Annotated in this window: 12 protein-coding genes; 6 read left to right on the forward strand and 6 right to left on the reverse strand. The window is 74.3% G+C overall.

The window, feature by feature from the left end; all coding sequences use genetic code 11:
- Positions 1–27 precede the first annotated feature (27 nt).
- From HS99_RS03305 to HS99_RS03320, 4 genes are all read left to right on the forward strand, one after another.
- Positions 28–756, forward strand: coding sequence for a dienelactone hydrolase family protein (locus HS99_RS03305; protein ID WP_043480378.1), 729 nt, complete (start codon positions 28–30; stop codon positions 754–756).
- 51 nt (positions 757–807) lie between these two features.
- Positions 808–1,167, forward strand: a complete 360-nt coding sequence (locus HS99_RS03310) for a hypothetical protein (RefSeq protein WP_030550442.1) — start codon at positions 808–810, stop codon at positions 1,165–1,167.
- A gap of 391 nt (positions 1,168–1,558) precedes the next feature.
- The gene (locus HS99_RS03315; protein ID WP_050367064.1) at positions 1,559–2,005 is read left to right on the forward strand and encodes a hypothetical protein; all 447 of its coding nucleotides are present in this window, start codon (positions 1,559–1,561) and stop codon (positions 2,003–2,005) included.
- A 22-nt stretch (positions 2,006–2,027) separates the two neighbouring features.
- The gene (locus HS99_RS03320) at positions 2,028–6,572 is read left to right on the forward strand and encodes an HAD-IC family P-type ATPase (RefSeq protein WP_046386145.1); all 4,545 of its coding nucleotides are present in this window, start codon (positions 2,028–2,030) and stop codon (positions 6,570–6,572) included.
- Between the two features lie 20 nt (positions 6,573–6,592).
- Here the strand turns inward: HS99_RS03320 and HS99_RS03325 are convergent, their stop codons facing one another.
- From HS99_RS03325 to HS99_RS03335, 4 genes are all read right to left on the reverse strand, one after another.
- A complete protein-coding gene (locus HS99_RS03325) occupies positions 6,593–6,967 on the reverse strand; it encodes a DUF6343 family protein (RefSeq protein ID WP_232790681.1) in 375 nt (124 codons plus the stop codon).
- Between the two features lie 47 nt (positions 6,968–7,014).
- Complete coding sequence (locus tag HS99_RS03330) at positions 7,015–7,479, reverse strand: hypothetical protein (protein WP_030279429.1); 465 nt, start codon at positions 7,477–7,479, stop codon at positions 7,015–7,017.
- A gap of 361 nt (positions 7,480–7,840) precedes the next feature.
- Positions 7,841–7,996 carry an NAD(P)H-binding protein gene (locus HS99_RS40585; RefSeq protein WP_078867090.1) on the reverse strand — a complete coding sequence of 52 codons (156 nt, stop codon included), beginning with the start codon at positions 7,994–7,996 and terminating at the stop codon, positions 7,841–7,843.
- A complete protein-coding gene (locus HS99_RS03335; RefSeq protein ID WP_030279431.1) occupies positions 7,993–8,478 on the reverse strand; it encodes an Lrp/AsnC family transcriptional regulator in 486 nt (161 codons plus the stop codon). Before HS99_RS03335 ends, HS99_RS40585 begins: the two co-directional genes overlap by 4 nt.
- Positions 8,479–8,673: 195 nt before the next feature.
- Here HS99_RS03335 and HS99_RS03340 point away from each other — a divergent pair, with 195 nt between their 5' ends.
- Positions 8,674–9,843, forward strand: a complete 1,170-nt coding sequence (locus HS99_RS03340) for a PLP-dependent aminotransferase family protein (RefSeq protein WP_050367065.1) — start codon at positions 8,674–8,676, stop codon at positions 9,841–9,843.
- Positions 9,822–10,346 (forward strand): PLP-dependent aminotransferase family protein, encoded by a 525-nt coding sequence (locus HS99_RS03345; protein ID WP_063737769.1) that lies wholly within the window; start codon positions 9,822–9,824, stop codon positions 10,344–10,346. Before HS99_RS03340 ends, HS99_RS03345 begins: the two co-directional genes overlap by 22 nt.
- A gap of 25 nt (positions 10,347–10,371) precedes the next feature.
- Here the strand turns inward: HS99_RS03345 and HS99_RS03350 are convergent, their stop codons facing one another.
- Complete coding sequence (locus tag HS99_RS03350) at positions 10,372–10,875, reverse strand: LURP-one-related/scramblase family protein (protein WP_030279435.1); 504 nt, start codon at positions 10,873–10,875, stop codon at positions 10,372–10,374.
- Positions 10,876–11,021: 146 nt separating this feature from the next.
- Complete coding sequence (locus HS99_RS03355; protein ID WP_030550446.1) at positions 11,022–14,132, reverse strand: hypothetical protein; 3,111 nt, start codon at positions 14,130–14,132, stop codon at positions 11,022–11,024.
- Between the last annotated feature and the right edge of the window lie 54 nt (positions 14,133–14,186).

Consider the following 14,186-nt stretch of genomic DNA (forward strand, 5'->3'; position numbering starts at 1 on the left):
GTTTTCCGGCCGATCAAGGGGGAACTGATGACGGGTCAGTGGCAGGAGCTGGGCACGCCCGGCGGTATCGAGGCGTACGTGCACCGCCCGGCGGGCGAAGTGCGCGGGGCGGTGGTGGTCTGTTCGGAGCTGTACGGCGTCAACGCGTACCTGCGGCGCGTCTGTGCCGAGTTGGCGGACCTCGGGTACGTGGCGGTGGCCCCGGACTTCTACTGGCGCAACGCCCGCCGCACCGAGCTCGGTTACGGCGCCGAGGAACGCGAGGCGGGTCTGGTGCTGATGACCGCCCTGGACCGCGACGAGTTGGTCGCCGACGCCGCCGCGGCACTGGACGCCGCCCGGGCACTGGCCGACGGCCACGGCGTGGCCTTCTTCGGGATGAGCATGGGCGGCCACATCGCCGTGCGTGCGGCCACCGAGCTGCGCTTCGAGCTGGCCGCGGTGTACTACCCGGGCTGGCTGCTCAACTCCGGCTTCCCGCTGGTCGGTCCGGTGCCGCCGCTGGAGACGGCGGAGCGGATCGCCGCCAACGGCGTGTACCTGCTGGGCTTCTGCGGCGAGCTGGACCACATCCTCCCGCAGGAGGAGTGGCGGGAGGCCGAGCGGCGGCTGACCGACGCCAAGGTCGGGCACGAGCTGGTCACCTACCCGGGCGCCCGGCACGGCTTCGCGGCCGACCGCCCGGCGGACCACGACGCCACCGCGACCGCCGACGCCTGGCGGCGCGTCCGGGGGGCGCTGGCCGAGCGGCTGTAGTGCGCGACGATGCCGCGCGCTTCCGGTCCGGCTGTGCGACGGGGGAAGGCGATGGAGAAACAGCAGCATGCGGAGCCCTGGTACGCCACCGCGCTGCGGGCCGGGCTGGAACTGGTCGGCTGGATCGGCCTGCCGATCGCGCTGTGGCCGCACTCGTTACTGCTGGCGATCGGCGTGGACGTGCTGCTGATCGGCGTCCCGGCGCTCCTGCAGACGCCCGGGGACAAACCGGGGACGGTCGTCGCGGTGCCCGGCTGGGTCACGGTCCTGATGGTGCTCGCCGAACTCGCCGGGGCCGTCACCGCCGCCGGGCTGCTCTTCCCGGGCTGGGCGGCGGTGCTGGTCACGCTCCTCGCGCTGGCCTGCTGCGGCACGGAACTGCCGCGATGGCGGCGGTTGTTGAGCCGGTAGAGCGTGCCCCGACGCCAGGCGCGCCGATAGAGCGTGCCCCGACGCACGGCGTCGGGGCACGCTCAAGGGACGGCCGTCAGTGAGGACGTTCGGCGGCGACGCCGTACGCGGCCCGCCGAACGGGCCCCGCGAAGGCGCGCCTGCCCGGCGGCGGGGCCGGGAACGGCTGCCGCGGCCGCCGGGGGGATCACGCGAGCCCCTCGACGTGGATCACGCGAGTCCCGTCGACGTGGGACCCTCACCGTCGCCATGACCTTGCCCGGCCCCGCCTGCCGATGTTTGAGCCGGGGCTGCTGGGCAGACGCAAGGTGGACACGCGGACCCGCGGGTCGATCTGCGCGTATGCGCGGCAGGCCTGCGGGCCGTCGGAGAGTAGTGATCGGAAACGGCCATGAACGACCAGGAATCGACTTCATCCGCCCCGTCGAGGGGTACGGCCCTGCTGCTGCGCCCGGTGGAGTCCGCCGCCTCCGCCGTGCGGCGTGTACCGGGTGCCGGGGCCGTCGGCGGGATGGTCGACGGAGTGCTCGACACCGTGGGACTGGTGTCGCCGCGGGCCCGTCGGATCGCGGCCTACACCGGCGCCGGGCTGCTGGGAGCGGTGGGCGCGGTCGAGTGGCCGGTGGCCGCAGCCGGCGCGGCGGCGGTCTGGCTGACCCAGGCGCGCCCGAAGAGTTCCACGGGGTCCGCCGCCACGCCCGCCCGGGAAGGTGCGCCGGCAGCCAAGAGCAGAACCACCGAGGCACCGAAGGCCTCCCGGTCGGGCGGCACGGCGCCGAGCCGCCGCCGGACGACCATCGCCGCGTCCGCCGGGTCGTCCCGGCGGAAGACCGTCTGACCCGGCGGATCGGGGCCGAGCCGTGGTGCCGCACCGACTGACCCGACTACCGGCGATGGGCCTGGGGCTGTCCCTGGCCGTGCCGGTCGTCCTCGCGCGCTCCGCCGTGCCCACGGCCCGCGCCGCCGCCCGGGTGGCCGCCGAGGCCGGGCGCGTCGGCGCCCGTACCACCGTTCGCACCACCGTCCGGACGGCCGTCTCGGCCGCGGGGACGGCGACCCGGGTGGGCCGGGTCGCCCGTAGCGCGGCCGAGACGGGCACGGGCTACTGGCACGCGGGCTCGCGGATCCAGCTGCCACTGCGCTCCCGGGGAGCCGGTACGGCGCGGAACGTCGAGGCGGCGGCCCGGCGGGTGGCGCTGGGACTGGCCAGGCGGCCGGACGTCATCGCCGCCTACTGGGACGGCGGCCTCGCCCGGCTGGTGATCCAGTTGACCCAGGACGCGGCCATCGACCGCGTGGTGGAGCGGGCCACCGAACTCGCTGCCGGGCAGCGCCTGGAACGGGTCGACGAGGACGTCCTGGAGACCGCCCACCCCGGTCGCACCGGTGGCGTCCGCGCCCAGTCGGTCGCCCTGGCCTGCGACGCCGTCGGCTTCGTCACCGCCGTGGGAGCCCGGGTGGTTCCGCTGCGCACCGGGCCCCGGCTGGCCACCGCCCTGGTCTCCCTGGTCCGCGAGGACCCGGACGTCCGCACCCTGCTGCGCCGCCGGTTCGGCGACGCCGGGGCCGACCTGGTGCTGGCCGCGGTCGGCGCCGCGGCGCACGGCGTCGGGCAGTCGCCCGGCGCGCTGGTCCTGGACGCGGTGCTGCGGACCGGCCGGCTGATGGAGACGATCGCCGGCGCCGCGGCCTTCGACGCCGCGCACGACACGGTCTGCGCCCCCGGACGGCTGAGCGTCGCGGGTACCGGAACCGCCCGGCCCGCGCTGCGGCCGCTGCCCCGCGAGAAGTTCGAGGACCAGGCCGTCGGCAGCACCCTGCTCGGCGCGGCCGCGGCACTGCTGTTCACCCGCGACGTGGCGGAGTCCGCCGAGGGCCTGACGGCGGGCAACCCGAAGGCCGCGCGCTACGGTCCCGCCGCGTTCACCTCCGCGCTGGGCACCGCGCTCGCCCGGGAGGGCGTGCTGGTCCGCAACCTGGAGCGGCTGCGCCGACTCGAACTGGTGGACACCGTGGTGCTGCACCCCGACGCGCTGCGCGGGACGGGCAGAACGGTCCTGGAGGTCCATCCCTCCGCGCCCGACTGGGACCACGACCGGCTCTGGCAGGCGGCCGTCGCCGCCCTGGACCGGCCCGGGGCGGAACTCGAACTACGGCCGTTGCCGGACCGGTCGGGCCGGCCGGACGCCGGGACGGGGCTGCTGGTCGCGTCCGCCGGGGGCAGGGACGTCGGCACGGTCCTGGTCGGACGGGAGATCGCCCCGGTGGCCGAGGCCGCGCTGGACGCCGCCCGCCGAGCCGGGTTGCACGTCGTGGTGGCCGACGACGGAACGCTCGGAGACTTCGGCACCCTGGCCGATCAACTACTGGGCAGCGAGAGGTCGTTGTCCGATGCGGTGCGCCAACTCCAGCGCGAGGGGAGGGTGGTGCTCACCATCGCCCGCGTTCCGGCCGACCACGGCGCCGAGTTGACGGACGAAGCCCGCGAACTGCTCGCCGGGCTGCTGCGCGGTGACCTCGCCGTCGCGCTCACCGACCGGGAGAGCGCGGTGGTGTGGGGTGCGGACCTCATCCTGCTCAACGGCCTGAACGGTCTCGACTCCGCCTGGCGGCTGCTGGCCGCGATCCCCGCCGCCCGTACCGTCGCCCAGCACTCCAAGACCCTGGCCGAGGCGAGCGCCGCGCTGTCCGGCCTCCTGGTCGTCACCCGTGGTCGACGGCCGCACAGCACCCTCCCGGTCGCCGCCCGGCTCTCGCCCGTGAACGTCGCGACGGCCGGGGCCCTGGTCTCGGGCTGGCGGGCCGCCCTGCGGGTCGGCACCCGCAGCGCGCCCCACCCGCCGCCGCGCGTCCCCTGGCACGCGCTCGCGCCGAAGGAGGCGGTGGCCCGGCTCAAGGCCGTCCGCCGCCCGGCGCGCCGCGACGCCGCATGGGTCCGGCGGCTCGCCGCCCATTCGCCGCTGCGCGGGGCGGGCCGGCTGGTCGGCGCGGTGCGCTCCGAGCTCGACGATCCGCTGACGCCGGTCCTGCTCGTCGGGGCGACCGCCTCCGCCCTGCTGGGATCGACCGTGGACGCGGCGCTGGTCGCCGGAGCCCTGACGATGAACGCGCTGATCGGCGCCTTCCAGCGGTTGCGCTCAGAACGAGCCCTGTCCGCACTGGAAGTGACCCAGCATCAGCGCGTGACGGTGGTCGACGGCGAGCGGACCAGGCGGGTCAGCGCCGCCGACCTGAGGCCCGGTCAGGTGATCGAGTTGGGCACCGGCGAGGTGGTGCCCGCCGACGCCAGGCTGATCGAACTGGACGAGCTGGAGGTTGACGAGTCCGCGCTGACCGGCGAGTCCCTCCCGGTCGCGAAGCAGCTGGCCGCCACCCCCGAGGCGACGGTCGCCGACCGCCGCTGCATGGTCTTCGAGGGCACCACCGTGGTGGCCGGGCGCGCCCGGGCCGCCGTCGTCGGCACCGGCGAGGACACCGAGGCCGGACGGGCCGCGCACCTCGCCGCCCGCACCCCGCCCGCCGGGGGAGTCCAGGCCCGGCTGCGCGAACTGACCGACCGCAGCCTGCCGTTCACCCTGCTCGGCGGGGCCGCCGTGGCGGGCCTGGCGGTGCTGCGGGGCAGCCCGGTGCGCGAGGCCGTCCGGGGCGGACTGGCCGTGGCGGTGGCCGCCGTACCGGAGGGCCTGCCGCTGGTGGCCACCGTCGCCCAGCTGGCTGCGGCCCGCCGGCTCAGCAGCCGGGGCGTGCTGGTCCGCACCCCGCGCGCGCTGGAGGCGCTCGGCCGGATGGACACCGTGTGCTTCGACAAGACCGGCACCCTGACCGAGAACCGGCTGCGGGTGACCCGCGTCGCCACGGCCGACGGCGCCCGCCACCCGGCCGACGACCCCACGGCGGCCGCGGTCCTGCGGATGGCGGCCCGCGCCTGCCCGCCGGCCGACGACGACAGGACCGTGCACGCCCACTCCACCGACGAGGCGGTGCTCGCCGCCGCACCGGACGACCTCGGCTGGACCCCGGCCCAGACGCTGCCCTTCGAGGCCAGCCGCGGGTACGCCGCCGCCACCGGGACGGAGGACGACGGACGGGCGCTGCTGGTGGTGAAGGGCGCACCCGAAGCCGTGCTGCCGGCCTGCACGGGCAGGGGCGCGGGCACAGGCACGGGCGCGAGGGAGGACGGGGAGGCGACCGTGGCCGCCCTGGGCGCGGACGGCCTGCGGGTCCTCGCGGTCGCGCTGCGACCGCTGTCCGCCGATGAGGAGGAGGCGCTGGACCGCCCGTTGGATGGGCTGGAACTGGTCGGTTTCGTCGCCCTGGCCGACAGCCCGCGCCCCGGGTCCGCGGCGCTGATCGAGGGGCTGCGCCAAACCGGGGTGCGGCCGGTCATGCTCACCGGCGACCACCCGGCCACGGCCCGCGCGGTCGCCCTCGCCCTCGGCTGGCCCGAGGACCTCGCACTGGCCACCGGTGACGAGCTGGCCGGCCTCGACCGGACCGGCCGCGCCCGGGCGCTGGGCGGCTGCGACGTCGTCGCCCGGGTCGCGCCCGAGCAGAAGGTACTGGTGGTCGAGGCGCTCCGGGAATCCGGGCGGGTGGTGGCGATGGTCGGGGACGGCGCCAACGACGCCGCCGCCATCCGATCGGCCGACATCGGCATCGGGATCGCCGCCCGCGGCTCGGCGGCCGCCCGCAACGCGGCCGACCTGGTGATCACCGACGACGAACTGACCGTGCTGACCGACGCGGTGGACGAGGGACGGGCGCTGTGGCGCAGCGTCGCGGACGCGATCACCATCCTGATCGGCGGCAACGCGGGCGAGATCGGCTTCTCCCTGCTGGGCACGGTGCTGTCCGGTCGCGCCCCGATGTCCACCCGGCAGATCCTGCTGGTCAACCTGCTCACCGACATGTTCCCGGCGATGGCCGTCGCCGTCACCCCGCGGAACGATCCGTCGAACGGGGAGGCCACCCGGCGCGTGGGCACGGCCGCCCTGGACGCCCCGCTCGCCCGGCAGATCCGGCACCGCGGCCTGGTCACCGCCCTCGGCGCGGCCACCGCCTGGTTCATCGGCACCGCCACCCCCGGCACGGCCCGGCGCACCAGCACGATGGCCCTGTGCGGCGTCGTCGGCGCCCAGCTGGCCCAGACCCTGGCCGGGCGGGCCCGCAGCCCGCTGGTGCTGGCGACGGTGCTGGGCTCCGCCGCCGCGCTGGCGGTCATCGTGCAGACGCCGGGCGTCAGCCGGTTCTTCGGCTGCACCCCGCTCGGCCCGGTGGCCTGGACGGGCGTGGCGGCCTCGATCGTCGTGGCCCTGGCCGCCCCGCCGCTGCTCCCACAGGCCGAGCGGCTGGTGCTGGTCGCGCTGGCCCGGGCGGTTGCGGCCGTCCGGGGCAAGCGGTCGTGAGCGGGGCCGTCAAGTAGGCATCAGCGCCGACGGGTGTCGCGCCCCTGCCCGGCGGCCAGGCGGCGGCGGACCACCGTCAGGTCGAACGCGCTGATCCCGGCGAAGGCCGCGCAGACGGCGGCGAGCACGGCGTACACGCCCCGGTTCGGCGGCGGGCCCGGGGCGGCGAGTGCGGCCAGTACGGCGAAGACCACCGTCCCGCAGAGGAACAGCACCAGGAAGATCCGGGACAGCAGCCGCCGCAGTTCCAGGTCCGTCCGGGCGTTCACCGGCTCGGTGCCCCGGCGCACCCCCGGCTGGGGCCGCAGTTCGGGCGTCGTCCGGCCGGGGCCGCTCGGGGTGTGTGGGAAGTCGTGGTGCTCACCCGCCCCGCGTCGCGTGCGTCGTCCGGCCATGGGGGCTCCCGAGGATCGGTGCGGCCAGTAGTCCTGTCGCCGCGCGGCTACCCGGCCCCGGGCGCGGCACACCCGAGCCGCAGGCGGACCGCCAGCTGAGGGCCCTGCTCCTCGCGGCCCTCCTCGTCCACCGGGCAGAGCTCGGAGAGCGCCCGCAGCATCGTTTCGACGTGCTCGGGCGCGCCGAGCAGTTCCGCCGTGGCCTCGCCCGTCAGGGCGGGCGGTCCCGGCGGCGGGGCGGGACTCTGGACGTCGAAGGCCTGCGAGGTGCTCACCGCCGGGCCCGGCCCGGGGATCGTCCGGGTGCCCTCGGGCCCGGCCTCGGCGACCGTCCAGGTGCTCTCCGAGGTCAGGGTGGGCGGTACGTCCCACACGTTGCCGATCCGGGTCCGGCCCCGGCCGGTGTGCGTCGGGAAGGCCGTCTCCAGGGCGTCGAGGACGGCCCCGGCGACCTCCGGTGCGCCGTCCGTGAGGCGGACGAGCACATGGCCGGCGAGCAGGGGCAGGCCCATCGGTATCTCCGTCCATCCGTTCCGTGCGGTGGGTTCGAGGACCAGGGACGCACACCGGGCGGGTCGCCGCACCTTCAGCGCTCCCGCCGGAGCCGGGACGGCAACTCCGGCAGGTCCGCCACCAGGTCGAGGACGTGGTCCGGGTGGCCGTCGGGCGCGGGGTGCGCGGGGCCACCGTGCCGGTGCGCACCATCCGTCTGCCCATCCGGCCGAGGGCCCGGCCTCCGTTCGTCAGCCGATCAGGCCGAGGGCCCGGCCTCCGTTCGTCAGCCGATCAGGCCGAGGCGCGGTCCGCCCCGGTCGTGCAGCCGCCGCAGGAAGCCGAGCACTCCGGCGGATCCGCCCGCCCGGGTGGTCGCCGTCACCCCCGCTCCATCGCCTCCAGGTCGGCGTCCCGGAGTGCGGTCAGCCGGTCGTGGCGGGCGGGCAGCCGGGCCGGGTCGCGAACGGCGGCCGTGACCTGGTGTCCGTCGGCGAGGGCGAGGCCGACCAGATGGCGGCCGATGCCGCCCGTCAGTGCCCCAGGTAACGGCGGCCCGGTATCTGTTCGAAGATCAGGTTGGTGCGGGTCTGGGCCACCGCCGGGTGGGTGGTGAGGTGGTCCACGACGAAGTCGCGCAGCGCCTCGGGGCCGGCGACGCCGACGTGCAGCAGGTAGTCGTCCGATCCGGCCATGTGGAAGACGGCCAGCACGCCGGGCAGGTCGGGGGCGGTGCTGCGGAAGCTCTCGTTCTGCTCGCGGGTGTGGGCGCGCAGCCGTACCGAGATCATCGCCTGGAGCGGCAGCCCGATCGCGGCCGGGTCGAGTTCGGCCCGGAAGCCGCGGATGATGCCGCGCTCCTGGAGGGCGCGGACGCGGGCCAGGCAGGTGGAGGGGGCGATGCCGACGGCGGCCGCGAGGGCGTTGTTCGGGAGGCGGGCGTTGTCGGCCAGGGCGCGGACGATCGCCCGGTCCACGTCGTCGACCGGCGCCCGGCGGCCCTGCGGATTGTTCGGCATGCCCGCCAGGATCGCAGCCCTTTCCGCAGATTCGCAAACCTGATCGGAACTTGGCCGAATGTTCTTCGAAGAGGCTTCCCAGGAGCGCCTGAAAGTTCCATCCTTACCGACGGTCCTGACCGACGACCGTCATCGACATCGACGACGACGTCACACCCGGTCGCCGCCCCACCGCACCCCCGGAGCGCCCCGCCCATGAGCCCGACCGCCTTCCCCGCCGCCGAGACCGCGACCGCGCCCGCGCCCGCCGTCGATCCCGGTCCGGAGCTGGACGGCGGTGACTTCACCCTCCCCGAGGGCGGCCTGGACGACGACCGGCGGCTGCGCGCGCTCGACGCCGTGGACGAGTACCTGACCCGCAAGCGCAAGCACCTGGTCGGCTACCAGGCCACCCAGGACATGCAGGGCACCGCGCTGGACCTCGCCCGGTTCATGCCGAACAACATCAACAACCTCGGCGACCCGTTCCAGAGCGGCGGATACAAGCCCAACACCAAGGTCGTCGAGCGGGCCGTGCTCGACTACTACGCGAAGCTCTGGCACGCCGAGCGCCCGCACGACCCGGCCGACCCGGAGTCGTACTGGGGCTACATGCTGTCCATGGGCTCGACCGAGGGCAACATGTACGCCCTCTGGAACGCCCGGGACTACCTGAGCGGCAAGGCGCTGATCCAGCCGCCGACCGCCCCCTTCGACGCGGTGCGCTACGTCAAGGCCGACCCCGACCGGCGGAACCCGAACGCCCACCATCCGGTGGCCTTCTACTCCGAGGACACCCACTACTCCTTCGCCAAGGCCGTGGCCGTCCTCGGCGTGGAGACCTTCCACGCCGTCGGCCTGGAGAAGTACGCCGACGAGTGCCCGCTGGTCGACCCGGTGACCGGGCTGCGCACCTGGCCCACCGAGGTGCCCTCCCGCCCGGGCCCGTCCGGCCTGTCCTGGGACGGCCCCGGCGAGATAGACGTCGACGCCCTCGCCGTACTCGTCGAGTTCTTCGCCGCCAAGGGCCACCCGGTCTTCGTCAACCTCAACCTCGGCAGCACCTTCAAGGGCGCCCACGACGACGTCCGCGCCGTCTGCGAGCGCCTGCTGCCGATCTTCGAGCGGCACGGGCTCGTCCAGCGCGAGGTGGTCTACGGCAGCTGCCCGCAGACCGGCCGGCCGCTGGTGGACGTGCGCCGCGGCTTCTGGATCCACGTGGACGGCGCGCTCGGCGCCGGCTACGCGCCGTTCCTGCGGCTGGCCGCCGAGGACCCGGAAGGGTACGGCTGGACGCCCGAGGCGGAGCTGCCCGAGTTCGACTTCGGCTGCGGCTGCCCACCGCCGGACACGGCGAGGTGGACATGGTCTCCTCGATCGCGATGAGCGGCCACAAGTGGGCCGGCGCGCCGTGGCCGTGCGGCATCTACATGACCAAGGTGAAGTACCAGATCTCGCCGCCGTCCCAGCCGGACTACATCGGCGCCCCGGACACCACCTTCGCCGGCTCCCGCAACGGCTTCTCCCCGCTGATCCTCTGGGACCACCTGTCCCGGTACTCCTACCGGGACCAGGTGGAGCGGATCCGCGCGGCCCAGGAGCTGGCCGCCTACCTGGAGCGGCGGCTGACCGCCATGGAGCGCGAACTCGGCGTCGAGCTCTGGCCGGCCCGTACCCCGGGCGCCGTCACCGTACGGTTCCGCAAGCCGAGCGCCGAGCTGGTGGCCAAGTGGTCGCTGTCCTCCCAGGACGTGCTGATGGTCCCGGGCGACGAGACCACCCGGCGCAGCTACGTGCACGTCTTCGTGATGCCCTCGGTCGACCGGGCCAAGCTGGACGCGCTGCTCGCCGAACTCGCCGAGGACCCGGTGATCCTGGGCGCACCGTAGTCCGCAACGCGTCCGGGGCTTCCCGTCAGAGGTTGGTCAGCTGGTCGCCCTTGGCGTCCTGGAGCACGTGGTCCACGCAGACCGCGAGGATGACCAGGAGCAGGGCGTCCTGCTGGCTCATCACGTCCACGGCGTAGGCGTCGCGGATCGTGAACCAGCGGCGGGAGACGTGCGCCAGGGTGGTGCCCTCGTGGCGTATGTCGAACTCGCGGTCCCACAGGTTGCCGTTGATCCTCAGCTTGCGGCCGTCGCCGAGACGGACCTTGAAGCGGTCGCCGAACAGCTTGAACAGCTTCTTGCTGACCTTCGCGGTCGGCTGCCCCTCCTGCTTGATCAGCAGGGTGTGGTGGAAGGTGAAGGCCTTGCGGACGATGCTCGCGACGTGCTCGCCACGGGTGTCGACCAGGGCGAAGGTGCGGCGCAGCCGGAAGAACTTCCGGTTCACGCGGTAGAGCTTCTCCCGCTGCTCGGTCTCGATCCAGGCCTCCTCGTGGAAGGCGAACATGCGGTCGCGGACCAGGTAACGCACAGTGGTTCCCCCGTGGTGGATCCGCCGGCCCCCGTGGCGCGGCGCGGCCCAGAGCGTAGCGGCTGGTCAGCGAGGGGGGAGGGGCAGGGGGTGGTGCTTTTACCGGTCCGCGACGTTCCGCCGGTCCGACGGTGACCCGGCGCGGCTCATTCGAGAAGCCCGTAGACGTTCAGCGCCCCGGAGAAGGTCGCCAGGTACACCTTGCCGTTCGCCACGGTCGGCGGCACGAACTTGGCGAACAGGCCGACGTCGTCCCGGGCGGCGTTCATCTTGCTGTTCCACAGCTCCTTGGTCAGGTCGGAGGCCAGGTAGACGCGGAACACGCCCTCCACCACTGCGTGGTTGGCGTCGTCCTTGAGCACGTGCGAGGCCCACAGCAGGCCGGAGTCGGGGTCGCTGCCGTTGGCCGAGACGGAGAGGAATCCGCCGGGCATGATGAACGGGGGCGGCTCGGGGGTGGTGCTGGTGAAGGCGGGGGCCGTCTGCAGCACCCCGCCGGCGAAGCGGTAGGCGCGCAGCGGCACGTTCTCCGGCCAGACGTAGACCAACGGGCCGTCCTGGAAGTCCCAGTACACCGGCCCGCCGTGGATGTGGTTGTTGGTGTGGTCCTGGGTCAGCCAGAAGCTCTGGACGATCTGGCTGTCGGAGCCGGCCTGGAAGTGGCCCATCGCGCCGGTGTCCAGCAGATAGAACTTCGCCTCCTTGCCGCCGCCCAGCAGGAGGTTGGTGTTCGGGATCAGCAGCGGACCGGCCGAGCCCAGGTCCAGGTCGGCGTTGCCGTTCAGGAAGGCCTGGTTGAACGGGGCGAACCAGTCCAGGAGTTTGAGATCGGGGCTCAGCTTCACGATGCAGCAGGAGAGGTTCGACCCGTCGGGACGGAAGCCGCCGTTGCCGGTCATGAAGTACAGGTCGCCGTTCCCGTCCGCGGCCAGCCCCTGTCCCGCCTGCCAGATCCCGCCCAGGCCGGTGTCGGGCGTGGTGATGAACACACCGGTCTGCTGCAGGTTGTCGGCGTCGAAGCCGAACACCCAGCCGTGGTACGGTTCCCGGTCGCCGTAGGCCGCGAAGGCGACGTACAGCCGGTCGTTGACCAGGGTCAGCGCGGCCCGCTGGATCTGGAGGTGGCTGGTGAAGGTGATGGTGCCGTTGACACTGCCCTCGCCCGATCCCGGGACGGTGGCGGCGATCCGCACCGGGCCGCCGAGGGATTCCTGCCCCGACCGCAGGTCGAGGGCGTGCAGGGTGTGGTGGTACGTGTTGCCCTCCTTGGTGAAGGCGACGACGTAGATGAGGTTCCGGTCGACCGAGATCACCGGCGTGCTGATGACGCCGACCTCGACGGAGATGTCCGCGTACCCGCCCGGGCCGATGTTGGGATCCGGCATCGGGGCCGACGGGCCCAGTCGGGCGTGCCACAGCGGTGCCGAGGCGTTCGGGTCGTCCGCGTCGAAGGCGTACACGCTGTTGTGCATGGTCGCCACGTAGACGACGTTGCGCTGTCCGACGCCGGCCACGTCGACCTGGCAGAGGTAGAGCGGCTGGCCGTAGATCTCGCCGTCCACCGCCCGGGTGAAGACTTTGCCGAAGGTCTTCGGGCCGACGTTCGACGGGCGCAGCGTCACCTCGAGCAGATTGGCTCCGGTGCGCCGGTTGTCGTTGTGCTGGGTGGTGACCGACACCGGGCCGAAGGCCACCGTCGCAGCCGGGCCGAACTCGGTCACGGTGGTGCGGATGCGCTGACGGGCACTCACCGTGTCGTTCATGCGCAGCGGTCCGCTGACGCCCACCTGGACGCCGGGGGTGGTCGTGGTCGCCGTCCCCTGCCACCGGCCGTTGACGTAGACGTCCACGTCGGCCCCCGGGACCACACCGTCCACCCACACCCAGCGGGTGCACTCGGTGAGCGGGGTGCGCACGGTGGGCGGCTCGACAGCGCCGAGCTGCTGCACCGTCACCAGGGCCGATCTGGGGCTGGTCCGGCCGCAGGCGAGCTGCACCGCGTAGATCTGGTCCCCGGCACTGAGCAGCGGTGCCACCGGGATGTCCGCCTGTCCCGCGTAGACGTACTGGAGGCCGATCGGCGCGCCGAGTGCCGCGGAGTGGACGAGGACCAGGGCGCCCGGCTGCACGTTGATGACCCGGACCCGGGAGGCGCACTCGAAGAGCGGTGGGACCACCACCGGGGCGGGCAGGCCCGCGGGCTGCGGGTCCACCACCACCGGCGCGGAATCGGGGCTGGTGTACCCGCAGAGCTCCTGGCGCGCGGTGACGGTGCCGCCGCCGATCAGCGCGGGCACGTCGAGGTCGGCGCTCGGCTCGAAGGCCTGCGCCGTGCCGAGCACGACGCCGTTCTCGAGGACCGTGACCAGCGCGCCCACCACCAGCCCGGTGACCCGGACCGAGGTGCCGCCCGCGCACAGCGCAGCGACGACGGCCGGCGCGGGGATCTGGTCGGCGGGCCCGACCACCACGGTGGCCGAGGCTCCGCCGGGTGCCTCGCAGTTGACGAAGGCCTGGTCCGCGGAGACCTGCTCGCCCTCCACCAGCGGCGGCACCCGGAACGTCAACGCGCTGAGGTCGAAGCAGCCGCGCGTCGTGTTGGGCACGCCGGTGCGGTGCAGCGTGACCTGTGCCCCCTCGAACACGCCACTCACCGGCACGCCGGTCTGGCAGGCCAGCAGCGGACCGTGGACGACCGGTGGTGGCGGCTGCTCGGGCGGACCGTCCGGCACCGGGCTCGGCGTGGGCGTGCCGGGGTTGCCGCAGGCCTGCTGCTCGGCCATCAGCACCTCGCCGGCGGCGATCGGGGCGCCGAGCTGGACGCGGGCGATGCCGTCCGGGGCGGTGGCGCTGCCCAGGACCGTCGCGCCCTGCTTCACGGTGACGGTGGCACCGGGGACCGCGCCGTCGATCCACAGGCACTGCCCGCACACGTACTGGTGGCCGCCGTAGTGCAGGGAGCCGATGACGGCCGGCTCCTTCTGGACGGCGACCGGCTGCGCGGAGGCGGCGCTGACCTGGCCACCGAGCAGCTGGGTGGCGGCGACCTGGTCACCGGCGTGCAGGGCGACACCGGGGGTGAGCGGGAACTCCTGGTCGGGCCAGGTCGCGACGCCGCCGCCGACCAGCTGGCCGCCGACCGTGTGCGAGCCGTTCACGAGCAGGGTGACGGTGGACCCGACGAGCTGGTTCTGGACACGGACCGAGGTGCTGCACTCGGACAGCGGTCCGACGACGGTGGGGGGCAGCAGGGGCACGCTACGACCTCCGGAGGATCGGGCGGCGAGACGGGGCAGGGCCGGGACGGGCGG

It is taken from the genome of Kitasatospora aureofaciens (assembly GCF_001188955.3).
Taxonomy (GTDB): domain Bacteria; phylum Actinomycetota; class Actinomycetes; order Streptomycetales; family Streptomycetaceae; genus Kitasatospora; species Kitasatospora aureofaciens.

What these genes read in the sequence shown, in the direction of transcription:
- HS99_RS03315 (WP_050367064.1), top strand. Translation starts at nt 1,559, where the DNA reads ATGAACGACCAGGAATCGACTTCATCCGCCCCGTCGAGGGGTACGGCC.
- HS99_RS03335 (WP_030279431.1), bottom strand. Translation starts at nt 8,478, where the DNA reads ATGCCGAACAATCCGCAGGGCCGCCGGGCGCCGGTCGACGACGTGGAC.
- HS99_RS03325 (WP_232790681.1), bottom strand. Translation starts at nt 6,967, where the DNA reads ATGGCCGGACGACGCACGCGACGCGGGGCGGGTGAGCACCACGACTTC.
- HS99_RS03305 (WP_043480378.1), top strand. Translation starts at nt 28, where the DNA reads ATGACGGGTCAGTGGCAGGAGCTGGGCACGCCCGGCGGTATCGAGGCG.
- HS99_RS03345 (WP_063737769.1), top strand. Translation starts at nt 9,822, where the DNA reads ATGGTCTCCTCGATCGCGATGAGCGGCCACAAGTGGGCCGGCGCGCCG.
- HS99_RS03340 (WP_050367065.1), top strand. Translation starts at nt 8,674, where the DNA reads ATGAGCCCGACCGCCTTCCCCGCCGCCGAGACCGCGACCGCGCCCGCG.
- HS99_RS03330 (WP_030279429.1), bottom strand. Translation starts at nt 7,479, where the DNA reads ATGGGCCTGCCCCTGCTCGCCGGCCATGTGCTCGTCCGCCTCACGGAC.
- HS99_RS03310 (WP_030550442.1), top strand. Translation starts at nt 808, where the DNA reads ATGGAGAAACAGCAGCATGCGGAGCCCTGGTACGCCACCGCGCTGCGG.